This is a genomic window from Desulfotomaculum copahuensis (assembly GCF_001655685.1).
GTDB classification, from domain to species: Bacteria; Bacillota; Desulfotomaculia; order Desulfotomaculales; family Desulfovirgulaceae; genus Desulfotomaculum_G; species Desulfotomaculum_G copahuensis.
Window position 1 is genome coordinate 33,172 of the sequence record NZ_LYVF01000177.1, and the last position, 13,480, is coordinate 46,651.

The window sequence follows — 13,480 nt, forward strand, 5'->3', positions numbered from 1 at the left end:
ATGAACATTATACGTGAAAGGAACCAAATATGATCACTTTGGATCCGACCCGAATGTTGCTCAATCTTTCCACCTGCCTGGATTTCACCCGCCGCGGCATGGGCCGGCACCACCGGCGGGTGGCCCTGACGGCGCTGCGCCTGGGGCGGGCCGCTGGGATGGGCGGGCGGGAGCTGAATGAACTGTATGCGGCGGCGATTATTCATGACGCCGGGGCGGTGACCTGGCCGGAAAAAGCGGCGCTGGAGGAGTTCGAGGTTGCTGATCCGTGGACGCACTGCCGGCGCGGTTATGAATTCGCGTCCGGGGTGGAGGCGCTCGGCGCGGTGGCGGAAATCATCCTTTGCCACCACGATCGCTGGGCCGATCCGAATCCTTCCGGACGCTGCCGGGAGGGGATCCCCCTGGCGGCACGGATCATTCACCTGGCCGACCGGGTGAATGTGCTGGTCAATGATGATCAGTTCATTCTTGATCAGCGGGAAGGTATTTTGGCCCGGATCAAGGAAAATGCCGGGCGGGTTTTTGATCCGGACTTGGTGGCGGTTTTTATGGATGTCGCCCGCCCGGAGAGCTTCTGGCTTGACCTGGTGACGGCTTGTTTGGACGATGAATTGCTGGCGCAGGCCGGAGGGGGGAAAACGGCCGTGGATGAATCCGGCCTGCTGCCCCTGGCCCGTTTATTTTCCCGGGTCGTGGACGCCAAAAGCCCGTTCACCTGCCGTCATTCCGCGGGAGTCGCGGCGGTGGCCGTTTTTTTGGCCGGCCGGCTTGGTTTTGATGCCCGGGAACGCCTGCTCGTCGAGACGGCCGGCCTGCTGCACGATCTGGGCAAGCTGAGCGTGCCGGAACAAATCCTGGAAAAGCCGGGCCCGCTGACGAATGAGGAATTCAATGTAATCAAACAGCATACATATTATACCTACCGTTTGCTGGCCCCCGGTTTCCCCGGCCTGCCCGTGGCCGAGTGGGCCGCCTACCACCATGAAAAATTGAACGGCCGGGGATATCCTTTTCATCTGAATGCGGAAATGCTCTGCCGGGGGGCGCGCCTTATGGCGGTGGCCGATATCTTCACCGCATTAAAAGAGGATCGCCCCTACCGGCCGGGATTGTCCTGGCCGGAAATCGAGCGCATCATTTTCAACCAGGTGGTGACCGGCGGGCTGGACCGGGAGGCGGCGGAAGCCCTGTCCGGCGGCCGCCGGGAACTGACGGAAATTTGGGCGGAGCTGGCTTGCCGGCTTGACGGCACGCCGCATGCCGGGCGGCAAGTATAAAAGCCCCCGGAAGTATCCGGGGGCGGCGCAAGCCGGGCACGGGTTGCCGGGAACGGTCGCGCCGGTCCGGTATAAATGGCATCAACCGGTTGGCTGGCTGCGGCAATGCCACGCCGGCTTTGCCGGCGGGCTGATGAAACGGTGGCAAAACGCTACCCGCGCTGCACGCCGGGCGGCACCACCAGTACCGGTACGGTGGAGGAGGCAATCACGCCCCGGCTCACCGAACCGAGCAGCATGCTGGACAGGTCTCCACGCCCGCGGGTGCCGATAATGATCAGGTCCGCTTTTTCTTCTTCCGCCACCAGCACAATCTGGCGGGCCACGCCCTCCAGCGGGCGTTCAATCCGCTGCGGTGGTGCCGGCAGTCCGGCGGCTGTAAAGATTTCCGTACTTTTTTGCATGGGCACTTCCGCCTCTTCTTCAAAGGGGACGTCAATGCCGCCCAGTTGTGACACACCTTCCCCCGACCAGCGCATGACATAGCAGAGCACAAACTGATCAACCTGCGGGTGCAGGCGGACGGCCTGCCTGGTTGCCTCCAGGGAGCCCTCCGAACCGTCTACGGCAATGATTGCTTTCATAAAAATCAGCCACCTGTCTTGATATTTGCTTCCTTAAGGTATTATACTGCTCATGGGCAACTGCTGACAAGCCCGCCGGTCCCGCCACGGTGCTGACGCATTAAATACCGCAGCGACATTACCGGGCTACAGAATTTTAACCTGCAATTAATGCGCTAAAATCCCGGTTTCAGAACCGCAAGATCTCATATAGCGTCATGAATGCAGCTTATGCGGCAGTACCGGACTCACCATTACTAACGCATAAGCTGAAGGCCGGCATTAAAATTTCTTCAACATTTGTCGCTTAATTGCCATATCCGTGGTTTTTGGCGTCAGCACCGGTTTGCGTCCGGCGGGCCTGATCTGATTGTAATATCCTGAGGAGTGGGGTGTTTGTGTGCAGGCGGAGGGGTTTGCCCTGGATAATGTATCCAGGGTGCTGAACAACGGCCGGGAAATTGTGATTCTGGACGGGATTACGGCCAACTTTCCCGGCGGCGCCGTCACCGCCCTGGTCGGACCGTCGGGAGCGGGCAAAAGTTCGTTGTTGCGGCTGCTGAACCGGCTGGACGAGCCCACGGCGGGAACAATCCACTGGCGCGGGAAGCCTCTGGCGGCTTATCCGGTCCGGGAGCTGCGCCGGCAGGTGGGCATGCTTTTCCAGACGCCGGTGCTGTTTCCCGGCACGGTAAAAGAAAACCTGCTGTACGGTCCCAAGGCGGGGCATTTGGACGCGCCGCCGGACCCGGCGGAACTGCTGGAGAAGGTGGGTCTGGACAATGATTTTTTGCACCGCGCGGTGGACGGTCTCTCCGGCGGTCAGGCCCAACGGGTGGCCCTGGCCCGGGCGCTGGCCAACCGGCCGGCGGCGCTGCTGCTGGACGAACCCACTTCAGCGCTGGATCACGATGCGCGGGATGAAATTGAAGCCTTGATCAAGGAACTGCAGCAGAAGGAAGCGCTGACGGTGGTCTGGATCACACACGATGTGGCCCAGGCCCGCCGGGTGGCCGGCATGCTGGCCGTGATGCGTGAAGGGCGGCTGTTGGCCGGCGGGCCGGCGGACCAAATGTTAAATGGGGCGGCGGATCCCTGGGTGCGGGCATTCCTGTATGATGCCGGGCATCCACACGATGGATGCTGCCGGCCGGCGCATGACGAAATGTCATAATGCCGCCGCTGCGCCGGCGACGCATCCGGCTTGCGGTGGCTGCGGCGGCGGGGATGAATCAAGCTGACGGGTACGGCGCCGGCTTTTGTGTTGCGGTCTCAATCCGGACGCCGCTTTTAATTGTGGGGTGAAATAAAATGACGGATACGGCGCTGATTTCCACTCTGGCTCTGGTGCTGGTGTCCATGTTGCTCTCCTTTTGGCAGCGGCTGCACCTGGAGCGGGAGTTGCTCGTTGGTACGGTACGCACTTTTGTTCAGTTGCTGGCCATCGGTTATGTGCTCACCTTTGTTTTTCGCCAGCAACGCTGGTATTTCACGGCAGCCGTGGTGCTGCTGATGATCCTGGTGGCCGCCCAAAACGCCGCTGCCCGGGGTAAAGGCATACCCGGCATTTACTGGCGGGTGATGCTGGCCATCAGCCTGGGGGGCGGGGTGACCCTGGCCATCATGCTGCTCCTGCACATCATTCAGAGCACGCCCCGTTTCGTCATTCCCGTGGCCGGCATGATTGTGGGCAACGCCATGGTGGCGGCCGGCCTGGTTTTAAACCGCTTTCAGGCCGACATGCGCCAGCGCGGCCGGGAGGTGGAAGCCGCCCTGGCTTTGGGCGCCGCCCCCCGTCAGGCGGTGGAAGGGGTACTGCAGGCGGCGGTCAAGGGCGGCATGCTGCCGACCATTGATTCCATGAAAACAGTCGGGCTGGTCACCCTGCCGGGCATGATGACCGGTTCCATTCTGGCCGGCGCCGACCCGCTGCTGGCGGTAAAATACCAGATTATGGTCATGTTGATGATCAGCAGCGCCACCGCCCTGGCCAGTATCACACTGGGCTTTACCATCTACCGGGCTTATTTCAACCCGGCCGAGCAACTGGTGTTGCCCGGAGGGGCGCGGAAAGATTGAACAAGCGAAAATGATTTCCCCTCCGGCAACGGTAAAAATGTCTGCCCGGAGGATTTTTTATTCCCTTGACATGATCTGTTCCTTCCGGAGCGGTAAAATACAAGGCAAGAGGTGATTGGACAAATGTACACCAAGCTGTGTCCCTATTGCGGCCAATATTCATACAGCGCTTGCCTGGGCAGGTGGATCTGTCCCTACTGCGGCAAAGACATCACCGCGGTGGCGGCCGCACCGGCCGGGGTTAAAAAAAAGGCCGGTTCCAAACAAAAATTTCCGCCGGATAAAGTATTTTTCTGTCTAATTGAAGGTATTTTTCCATCCGGTGTAGAACATTTGCGTCATAATATGTTCCGAGGGAGGTATTTATAAATAATGAAGATCCTTCTGGCCGTGGATGGTTCGGAAAATTCCCTGCGGGCGGCGGAACAGGCCTTGAAATTGGCCCGTTTGAATCAGGAAGTTCAGGTGACGGCCCTTTACGTCGGCCCCTCCTGTTATGATCTGTTTCCGGAACCGGGTGTTTGCGCCTGGATTCAGCAAAAGGAACTGGACAAGGAAATCGAAACCAGGGCCGCCGCAGCCCTGGACAAGGTCAAGGAAATATTCCAACCGGCGGGAGTTCCTTTACAGACAGCGGTGGAACGGGGCGATTCCGGCAAGGCGATCTGCCGCCTGGCCGAAGAAAAAGGTTTTGACCTGGTGATCATGGGCAGCCGCGGCCACGGCGATCTGGCCAATGTCTTCCTGGGCAGTGTCAGTCACAAAGTTTTGCATACGTGCCGCCTTCCGGTGATGATTGTAAAATAATTATTACCCTGCGGGCCGGCTCCGGGTATAATAGAATATATCTTTTCGCAGGAGGAAGTTTTTTTATGTCCGCCATTCTCTCTCTGATCAGAAGCCGCTATTCCGTCCGGCATTACAAACCCGATTCCGTGCCCGCCGCGCTTCTGAATCAACTGCTGGAATCGGCGCGCTGGGCGCCTTCGGCCGGCAACCTGCAGCCCTGGCATTTTTATGTGGTGACCGGGGAAGGGGACAAGGAGGCGCTGGCAAACTTCGCCCAAAACCAGCGTTTTCTGGCCCGGGCGCCGGTATGTATCGTAGTTTGCGCGGAGCCGGAACGTTCGGCGCGGGTTTACGGGGAGCGCGGCGATAATTTGTTTTGCATCCAGGATACCGCCGCCGCGGTGCAGAACATTCTGCTCACCGCCGTTGCCCTGGGCCTGGGTGCCTGCTGGGTGGGCGCTTTCGACCAGCAGCGGGTCGGGGACTATTTGAACATGCCGGAAGGCCGCATACCGGTGGCACTGATCCCGGTGGGCTTTCCGGACGATGATCCGTCCCGGCGGCCCAAACGCCGTGAGGTGGAGGATATTGTTACCTACCGGTGACGGTATGTAAAAAATCTGTCTTTGGCAAACAAAGCCATGTTGCATAATGATGAACCGGCCCGCGGCCGGTTCTGTTTTTATGCGTCCGGACCGGTCGCCGGATGTTTTGTTGATTAAAGGTCAAGGCCGCCTCACCGGCTGTCGGCTGCCAGACAAAAGTCATTGACATTAAAAATAAATTAATACTATAATATCAGTAAACGTCTTAACCTTCTTAATCTTTCCGGGTATTACCGTTTATGCCGCCGCAGTAGGGAGCAGTTTTTAAAATGTATAGCCCGGCTATTATTTAGCAAGAGATAAAAGATTTTTACCTTGTTTCGTAAAGGAGGGGTATAAATGGGAGCTGCCCGTTTGGAAACTGCAGCCGTGGACGAACTGGAAAAGGTACTCATCCGTCAGGCCGGTTCGACAGTGCATTATCCAAAGGGACATGTTATTTTTGCCGCCGGTGACCTGGCCGACCGGGTTTACCTGATTGAAAGCGGTTGGGTGAAGATATACCGCCTGTCCGCCGACGGGCGGCGGGTGACTGTGGGCAGTATCCGCAGTCCCGGGGAAATGATGGGGCTGGCCGAGACCCTCTGGGGAGGCGAGCGTACCTGCTTTGCCGGTGCCATTAACAATGTGACCATGGTGATTATACGTAAAAATAAATTCGAAGAATTGATGGGTGCCCATCCTTTTTTGGCCATCAAGGTCGCCAAGTTGCTGGGGGCCAGGATGCGGGAAGCGGAAGGGATTATTCATGAAATGGTCAGCTGGCAGGCGCCCGGCCGCCTGGCCCTCACCTTGTTGAAGATGGGCGAGCGCTGCGGGGTGGAAACAAAGAGCGGTATTAAAATTGGCTTGCAGCTCACTCACGAGGAATTGGCCAACATGGTGGGGGCATCCCGGCAGACGGTTACCTCGCTGTTGAATACTTTCAAACACGAAAACAGCATCGCCTATGAGGGACGGGAAATCAACATTGTCAACCCGGACAAACTGGCGCGATGGATCATGTAGTAAAAGGCGGCCTCTGGAAGGCCGCCTTTTCCGGCAAGCTGCCGTCTGACGCCGGAATTAAGCACATTTGATTATAACTTAACGTTATAATCAAATGTCAAGTTAATGTCGCATATATGACACTGGGGACGTCATCTTTCCGACAGGCTGAATGTCGTTAAGATGACGTCCTTTTGTCGTCCGGCTGACATTGATGTATGCATTAATTTGTTATCTTTTAGAGAGAGTTTTGTTAAGAAATTATTAATTGAGGGGGGAGGTATATCGGTTAAGGATGGGAATAAAAACGCGGCATGATACGGGCCGGTATAAAAGTTAAGGGAAGGTTAAAACTGGTTTGTTAGGCGGGGAATTATTATGAATGTATGGATCAAAATGATTGACAAAATACTTCATCCACACCGGGGAAAACAAGAGAAACTAATGTCGCGAATGGCTGAATACAGGGAGTTGTCTTCCCTCGCCCTGGAAAGTGAAAATAAGGTCATGTATTCTTTGCTGCAGAGGGAAATGAACGAGATGTTTTGCGAATACCTGACCTGGTGTTTCCTGGACGGGATTGGTTATCTGATCCCTCATGCGCTGGTCATGTGGCTGATTAGTATACATTTTCCGTATTTCACACTGCCTTTCGACCTGCCGCTGATTGGCAGCCAGGTTGGCGTAATTGTCTGGTATCCGCTGGGCATGATTCTATTCTATGCCGCCCGCTGGCTGGTACGGAAACGTACAAGCGGTGTCCTGGTCAACCCGGCAGTTAAATAAACCGGGATAAGATTTTCGGAGGTGCAATAAATGTTCTTTCATGTAGCGGGAGTCACCGTCAACCCCATAGTCATCGTGCTCTGGATGTTGTTTGTCGGTTTCGTGTTTTCCACCATCGGCGCCGCCGGCGGCATCCTGGCCGGGGTGGGTCATATCACCATTTTCGGGATGAAAAAGGCCAATGTGATCAAGCCGATGAACCAGATCCTCACCCTGGTCAGCCCGATCATTTCCACCCCTTTGTATCTGCGGGAAAAACGGCTGGTGGTGCCGGCCGCCGTTGTCCTGGGCCTGGGCGGCATTGTCGGGGCGCTGATCGGTTCTTATCTTTCCCATACCTATCTGCCGGACATGAAGTCATATCAGCCCCTTTTCGGATTAATCACTTTCGTGATTGCCGGACGGATGTGGTATGAGCTGACCCCCGGTTTCCGGGACAGGCAGCAAAAAGTGAAAAAGGCCACCAAGGCCTTCGAAGCCAAAGTAAAGGAGCTGAAGGCGGCCGGCAAACTGAACGAGATCAAGGAAATCGGCGTGAATTTCAGTGAAATGGGCATGAGCAACACCTTTACCTTCGGCGGGGAAACTTTTCGTTATAACGCCCTGTCCCCCTTTCTGGCCGGTATGTTTGTGGCCATCATCTCGGCGGCCCTCGGGGTGGGCGGCGGCTTCCTGCTGGTGCCCTACCTGAGCAGTATGCTCGGTTTTCCCATGTTCATCGTGGCCGGTACTTCCACCATGTCCATCCTGGTTTCGTCGCTCACCAGCATCGGCAACTACCTGCGCATGGGTAGCCATCTGGATTATGCCATGATTGGTTTTGAGCTGATTGGCATTTTAATCGGTTCCTACCTGGGTCCCACCCTTTCCAAGTATATCAAGGGTATCTATCTGAAGGGCTTTCTGGCCGTAGTGCTGACTTACATTGGCATCGGTTATGTTTTTGGCGCCATTATCCAGCATGCCACCGGGATTAAAATTATCTAAGACGGAGCCGGGGGCCGGGCCTTCCGGCTCCCGGAAAACAAATCTGGAAAGCAATACCCCCGGGTTTATATATTATCCAACCGGCCTGCTACTGCCGTGCAATTTTGAAAGGAGAAGATTGAATTGACCGATCCAAAGGCACCGATGACTTATGCCGAAGCACAGGAACTGTTCGAGCGTTTGTTGAAGCTGGATTACCATCCGGTGGCGATCAAGTTTTTCAAATCAACGGAAGAAGCGGATCAATACCAGGCGGAAAAAAGGGCGGCCGCCAAGCTTACTTTCTGCCAGTTTACGGCGGCCTCCCGGATGGCCAATTATGTGCTCAAGGGGAGCAATGAAAACATATTGTGTGAAAATTGCCTGACCACTTTTGGCTATACCGCTCCTTCCGATGAAGAAGCCAAAGGTCATTTCAAGTATGTGGCGGACGAGGAGTTCGCCAGACAGGTGCTGGCCACCAAACCGCGCCTGCCGCTGGGGGAAATGAAGGTTTTCATGACCGCCCCGCTGGCCAAGACGCCGGTGGATCCGGACGTGGTCATGTTTGTCTGCAACCCGCTGCAGGCCTACCATATTCTGAACGATTACATCGGTGCCTTCAAAGTGCATCCGCTGCAGTTCAATCATACGGTCAATTCGGCGGTTTGCGGCGGCGCCGTGTGGACATATTTGAACCACAAACCGAACATGAATACGATGTGTTCCGGCAGCTATACCTCCGGTAAAACGGAAAAGGGTGAGGTAAACGTCTTCATTCCGGGTGATCAGATTCTGGATGTGGCCAGGCAGCTGGCCTACCGGACGGAGGTATCCAACGGTGCTTCCTTCCCCTGTACCGGCACCGAGTGGCCCGGGTTGGACGTGTGCAAGAAATGTCCGATGGTCCGCTTCAAGGACGTGGAATAAGCGGCGGCTTTCCCCGGCCGGTACGGATTTTTTGCCGGCCGGGTTTCTCATTTGACGGGAGGGGTGCAAATGCCGGATGTCCGTTCAAGACTGGAAGAATTGATCGATTTTTGTCATGAGGTCGGCTACCGGCATCTGGGGCTGGTTTTCTGTTGTCAGCTGGAACGGGAGGCACATGAACTGGCCCGCATATTGAAACGTCATTTCACCGTGGAAACGGCCTGCTGCCGTCTCTGCCCGTCCGGTTCCGGACAACTGGCGCGGCGCCGGGTGACGCCGGGGGAGAAAAGAATATTCGCCCTGCAGGAACTTATCGCCTATTTAAATTGTTCGCCGGTTGAGTTGCATGTGGATACCGGCCTTTGCGCCGGTCCGGACATAGTGCTGCAAAAGCACTCGCCGGTGCCGGTGACCACTCTGGCGGTGAGGGATCCCCTGTTGGGTCACGATCCGCTGGGCGCGTTGAATTCGCCCGCCTGGCGGCAAAAGTTCGGTTTAAAGTGAGGCCGGCTTACCTGAATCCGGGATCAACTTCATCATAGGAAAGGCCGGTGACCACGGTATAGTCGCCATGCCGTTTTTCTTCCGGCGTGGCCGGCAGTGCCATCAGTTCCTCATTGCCGGGGGCGAGCCAGGGTTTTTCTTTCCGGGCCGCCGGCCGGTGTTTTCTTTTTTTTGTGGTCATCATACCACCTCCGGATATATTCTGGCCGGGCAAGTGTGCCGTGATGCGCCATGTGACCGGACAGACGAAATAATTTTTTGATGTTGAAAACTGCCATCCGAAAACATATTCTGCAGGAAAATGTTTCACCGGGTAGAATTATCCGGCAATAGTTTTTTTACGGGTGAAGATTATATGTTTCAGCTTGAACGCCGCCAGCAATTGGCTGTTTTGGTTGTGCTCGCCGTGCTTGTTTTCGGCGGGGGATACCGCTATGCAGTTTGGCAGAACCGGGCCGCCGCCGGGGACAAGCCTTCCCTGGAACAGCTTGCGCCGGCGGATGCCGCCCAGTCCCCGGCCAAAGAAATTGAGGCCTATGTGGTCGGGGCGGTGGAAAAACCCGGCCGTTACCGTTTGCCGTCCGGCGCCCGTTGGGGCGACGCCATTGACCGCGCCGTGCCCCGTCCGGACGCGGCGCTGGAGGCGTTGAACCTGGCCGCCCCGCTGCCTGACGGGCAGAAGGTGGTGGTGCCCACCCGGCAGGAAGCGGCTGCGGCTAATCCGGCCGCACCGGGGATGGCGTCCGGTTCCGGCGGCGGCCATGCCGCTCCATCCGGCGGGTCGACAAACGGGACCGGCCCGTTCGCGGCCCCCGCCGCCGGCGGGGGGGGTTCCGCCAGGAGTAAGTCCGGCGGTCCGGTCGGGATGGTCAACATCAACACCGCCGGCCCCTCCGAGTTGGACGCCCTGCCCGGCATCGGTCCGGCCCTGGCCCAGCGCATCATCCAGTACCGGGAAACCAAAGGCCTGTTTAAGACTCCGGAGGATATCAAGAATGTCTCCGGAATTGGCGATAAGAAATATGAGCAGCTGAAAGACTTTATTGCTGTCAATTAATGACGAAAGCCCCTGAAGTTACGTCCGCCAGTCTTTTTCATTTGTAGGTTGCGTTCAAAAATCATGGCCGTTGGGATTGCATTATTCAAGAACAGGGAACACCGGGCGGCGAAGGGAGTAATTTTATGTATCTGGATATGATTCAACCCCTGACGGTGGGGGGAACCGGGCAGACATCCACCTTGTCTTCCTCCCGGAACGGTACGGTTGACACCGCATTTGCCGTTTTACTCTCACAAATGCTGGATGATATGAACGCTGACGGCACGGAGGCACCGGGGCCGTCCGGGGGACGCCCGGCGGGGCTGCCGGCGGCGGGACCGTCCCTGCTCACGGCCGCCCTGCTGGCTTCACTTGCCGGGGGCGGACCGTCCGGGCTGCTCGCCTGGCTTTTCCCGCTCTTCGGCCGGCCGGACGCCTTTGTCCGCGGTATGCCGGCGCGGGCGGAAGCCGCCGGCAACGGCGGCCCGGTGCCGGCAGCAGGTCCGGGATCGCCGCCGGCCGGCATTGTTTCCGGGCAACAGCCGCCGGTCCAACTGGACGGCTTGTTCAATGATGCGGCCGCCCGCTACGGGCTGGACCCGGCACTGCTCAAGGCGGTGGCCAGGGTGGAATCCGGCTGGAATCCAGCCGCTTTTTCGCCGGCCGGGGCGCAGGGCTTGATGCAGTTGATGCCGGCCACCGCCGCCGCCCTGGGTGTGGACAACCCCTGGGATCCGCGGCAGAATCTGGAGGGCGGCGCCCGCTATTTGCGTAACCTGCTGGACCGCTATCACGGCCGTACGGACCTTGCCCTGGCCGCCTACAACGCCGGCCCCGGGGCGGTGGATCGCTACGGCGGCATTCCGCCCTACCGGGAGACGCAGCAATATGTGCGCCGGGTCGCCGGCGCGCAACGCGAGTTTATGGTGTAACATATTTCCGGGGATATACCCGTAGCAAACGGCCATGATTTGAACATAACCCGCAAATGAAGAGGCTGGTGGTCGCGTCATGTTTTGTTTCCGTACCGTAGAAGCCCGCTCCTCCGGTACGATCACCGCCTTCAAGAGCGGCCATTTTTACCTTAACAGGATTTTCGCTGTAGCAAACCGTCCTGGGAACGCATGCCGGTGACCTGAAGCCGGACTGCCGGCAAACTGTGATGGTTCTGCTGTTACAAACGATCGTGCAAGTTTCGTTCTGCCTTGTGGCCGCCTTCTTCCGCCAGAGCTTCTTCCGCCTCCTTGCTCAAGGAACGCGTTTCGGCACTGTCGGTCCAGCCCGTTTCCTCCAGGCCCAATTGACTCTCGGCGTTGGACAGATCGTCCTGGCCCAGTTCCCTGGCGGTTTCCCATTTCAGATAATCCAGTTGTCTTTCCGTGCGCAGTTGATCGTTTTCTTTTTTGTGACTCATCAAATCACCCCCGTTTAGCATGGCCTCAGTAGAGCGAAAATATGCCCGTAGTTGAACGGTTCCTCCCGCGACGATGGGGACGAAGCAAATGAATAAATTTGATCCGGAGTGTTTTCCTTGCCCAACAGGCCGCTGGTCTATTTAACCCTTGCCTTTGTGGCCGGTGTGATCACAGCCGGCTGGCTCACCTTGCCCCCCGCTACGGCCCTGTTGGTTTGCGGGAGCCTTTTCATTGCCGCCGGACTGGGTTACTTTTTATGCTGGTCTTTTAACCGCTGGCTGTTCTTTGCCGTCTTTTTTTCGCTTGGCTTTTCCCTGGCCGCCCTGGCCGTGGCCGGTATTCCCCCGGATTTGGACCGCTACGACGGTCACTGGGCGACTATTGAAGGAAGTGTGATCCGTGAGGCCGATATCCGCTCCGACCGGGTTTATTATTTGCTGGATATGGCCCGGATTGTGATCGGACGGGAAGACCGGGCGCTGCGTGTGCCGGTGCTGGTGCGCGCCCCGGCGGCGGGTCCGGTTTATTCGTACGGGGATCGCTTGCGCCTGCACGGTTTGTTCACCCGGCCGCAGGATGCCGGCAATCCGGGCGAGTTTGATTACCGCGCTTATCTGGCCCGGCAGGGGATTGGGGCCGTATTTCTGGTGCGCGATCCGCCTGCCATCCGCAAACTGGGGGTGGGCGGCAACCCGGTGCTGCGGTCCGTGCTTGCCCTGAAAGAAAAATTGCTGGCCGTGAGCCGGGCCACTTTGCCGCCGGAGCAAGCGGCGCTGGTGAACGGCATTGTTTTCGGCGCCCAGGGGGAAATCGACAGCCGTACCCGGCAGGTGTTCAGTGAGTCCGGGGTGGTGCACATCCTGAGCGTCAGCGGCCTGCACGTGGGGCTGGTCCTGGGTGCCGTGCTGATTCTGGCCGGCGTTTTACGCCTGCCTCATGCCGTCACGGCACCGGCGGCCAGCGCCGTGCTGATTTTATACGCCATCCTGAGCGGTCCGGGGCCGGCGGTGATCCGTTCCACTGTGATGGCATTGATGCTGCTCTGGGCCGACCACCTGGGCCGGGAACGGGACTGGCCGACCACCCTGGCGGCGGCCGCCCTGGTCTGTCTGATCTGGCGCCCGCTCTCCCTGTACGACATCGGGTTCCAGCTTTCCTTCGCCGCCACCTGGGGCATACTTTACCTTGGTCCGGAGTTGGACCGGCTGTGCCAGCGGCTGACGCCAATGCCCGTCTGGCTGCGGGGCACTCTCTGGGTCTCTTTGGCCGCGCAACTGGCCACCCTGCCCCTGGTGGCCTTTTATTACAACCTGGTTTCCCCGGTTTCCCTGGTCGCCAATCTGGTTGCCGTACCGCTGACCGGGATAATCATGGCCCTGGGCGCGGGCGCCTCCCTGACCGGCCTGGTATTTCCCGCCCTGGCCGGTATAATCAACGCCGGCACATCATTAAACCTGACCATCTTCATGGGTTTAATCTCGCTGGTGCATAAACTGCCCGGCGGGGTGGTTTTTGTTTCCACCCCGCCGTTGGCACT

The 13,480-nt window shown here is 57.9% G+C and carries 16 protein-coding genes; 13 read left to right on the forward strand and 3 right to left on the reverse strand.

The genetic code is table 11. From position 1 onward, the window contains the following. The first annotated feature begins 29 nt into the window (after window positions 1-29). Window positions 30-1,280 carry an HD domain-containing phosphohydrolase gene (locus tag A6M21_RS13630; RefSeq protein ID WP_066669747.1) on the forward strand — a complete coding sequence of 417 codons (1,251 nt, stop codon included), beginning with the start codon at window positions 30-32 and terminating at the stop codon, window positions 1,278-1,280. 152 nt (window positions 1,281-1,432) lie between these two features. Here A6M21_RS13630 and A6M21_RS13635 read toward each other — a convergent pair whose 3' ends face one another. Next, window positions 1,433-1,864, reverse strand: coding sequence for a universal stress protein (locus tag A6M21_RS13635; RefSeq protein ID WP_066669748.1), 432 nt, complete (start codon window positions 1,862-1,864; stop codon window positions 1,433-1,435). Window positions 1,865-2,243: 379 nt separating this feature from the next. Here A6M21_RS13635 and A6M21_RS13640 point away from each other — a divergent pair, with 379 nt between their 5' ends. From A6M21_RS13640 to A6M21_RS13685, 9 genes are all read left to right on the forward strand, one after another. After that, complete coding sequence (locus A6M21_RS13640; protein WP_078060700.1) at window positions 2,244-3,017, forward strand: ABC transporter ATP-binding protein; 774 nt, start codon at window positions 2,244-2,246, stop codon at window positions 3,015-3,017. Window positions 3,018-3,154: 137 nt separating this feature from the next. Further along, window positions 3,155-3,922: an ABC transporter permease gene (locus A6M21_RS13645; RefSeq protein ID WP_066669750.1), complete on the forward strand. Its 768-nt coding sequence runs from the start codon at window positions 3,155-3,157 to the stop codon at window positions 3,920-3,922. A gap of 372 nt (window positions 3,923-4,294) precedes the next feature. Further along, on the forward strand, window positions 4,295-4,729 hold the full coding sequence (locus A6M21_RS13655; protein WP_066669753.1) for a universal stress protein: 435 nt from the start codon (window positions 4,295-4,297) through the stop codon (window positions 4,727-4,729). A gap of 65 nt (window positions 4,730-4,794) precedes the next feature. Beyond that, the gene (locus A6M21_RS13660; RefSeq protein WP_066669754.1) at window positions 4,795-5,316 is read left to right on the forward strand and encodes a nitroreductase family protein; all 522 of its coding nucleotides are present in this window, start codon (window positions 4,795-4,797) and stop codon (window positions 5,314-5,316) included. Between the two features lie 339 nt (window positions 5,317-5,655). Continuing rightward, window positions 5,656-6,324, forward strand: a complete 669-nt coding sequence (locus tag A6M21_RS13665; protein ID WP_066669755.1) for a Crp/Fnr family transcriptional regulator — start codon at window positions 5,656-5,658, stop codon at window positions 6,322-6,324. A 357-nt stretch (window positions 6,325-6,681) separates the two neighbouring features. Continuing rightward, window positions 6,682-7,089, forward strand: coding sequence for a hypothetical protein (locus A6M21_RS13670; RefSeq protein ID WP_066669756.1), 408 nt, complete (start codon window positions 6,682-6,684; stop codon window positions 7,087-7,089). Between the two features lie 30 nt (window positions 7,090-7,119). Then, complete coding sequence (locus A6M21_RS13675; protein WP_066669757.1) at window positions 7,120-8,076, forward strand: sulfite exporter TauE/SafE family protein; 957 nt, start codon at window positions 7,120-7,122, stop codon at window positions 8,074-8,076. Between the two features lie 123 nt (window positions 8,077-8,199). Further along, window positions 8,200-8,985 carry a DUF169 domain-containing protein gene (locus A6M21_RS13680; RefSeq protein WP_242868857.1) on the forward strand — a complete coding sequence of 262 codons (786 nt, stop codon included), beginning with the start codon at window positions 8,200-8,202 and terminating at the stop codon, window positions 8,983-8,985. Window positions 8,986-9,054: 69 nt separating this feature from the next. Then, window positions 9,055-9,489, forward strand: coding sequence for a DUF1847 domain-containing protein (locus tag A6M21_RS13685; protein ID WP_066669760.1), 435 nt, complete (start codon window positions 9,055-9,057; stop codon window positions 9,487-9,489). Window positions 9,490-9,496: 7 nt separating this feature from the next. Here A6M21_RS13685 and A6M21_RS18970 read toward each other — a convergent pair whose 3' ends face one another. After that, window positions 9,497-9,670 (reverse strand): hypothetical protein, encoded by a 174-nt coding sequence (locus A6M21_RS18970; RefSeq protein ID WP_201721902.1) that lies wholly within the window; start codon window positions 9,668-9,670, stop codon window positions 9,497-9,499. A 174-nt stretch (window positions 9,671-9,844) separates the two neighbouring features. On the opposite strand from A6M21_RS18970, the gene A6M21_RS13690 reads away from it, so the two are divergent. Both A6M21_RS13690 and A6M21_RS19305 read left to right on the forward strand, forming a co-directional pair. Beyond that, the gene (locus A6M21_RS13690) at window positions 9,845-10,546 is read left to right on the forward strand and encodes a ComEA family DNA-binding protein (protein WP_066669768.1); all 702 of its coding nucleotides are present in this window, start codon (window positions 9,845-9,847) and stop codon (window positions 10,544-10,546) included. 125 nt (window positions 10,547-10,671) lie between these two features. Further along, complete coding sequence (locus tag A6M21_RS19305; RefSeq protein WP_282434545.1) at window positions 10,672-11,460, forward strand: lytic transglycosylase domain-containing protein; 789 nt, start codon at window positions 10,672-10,674, stop codon at window positions 11,458-11,460. Between the two features lie 242 nt (window positions 11,461-11,702). On the opposite strand, the gene A6M21_RS13700 is transcribed toward A6M21_RS19305, so the two are convergent. Next, entirely contained in the window at window positions 11,703-11,942 is a 240-nt protein-coding gene (locus A6M21_RS13700; protein WP_066669761.1) for a spore protein alpha/beta, read from the reverse strand. Window positions 11,943-12,059: 117 nt separating this feature from the next. Here A6M21_RS13700 and A6M21_RS13705 point away from each other — a divergent pair. Further along, window positions 12,060-13,480, forward strand: a 1,421-nt coding sequence (locus A6M21_RS13705) for a ComEC/Rec2 family competence protein (RefSeq protein WP_161486078.1), incomplete at its 3' end; no start/stop codon positions are given.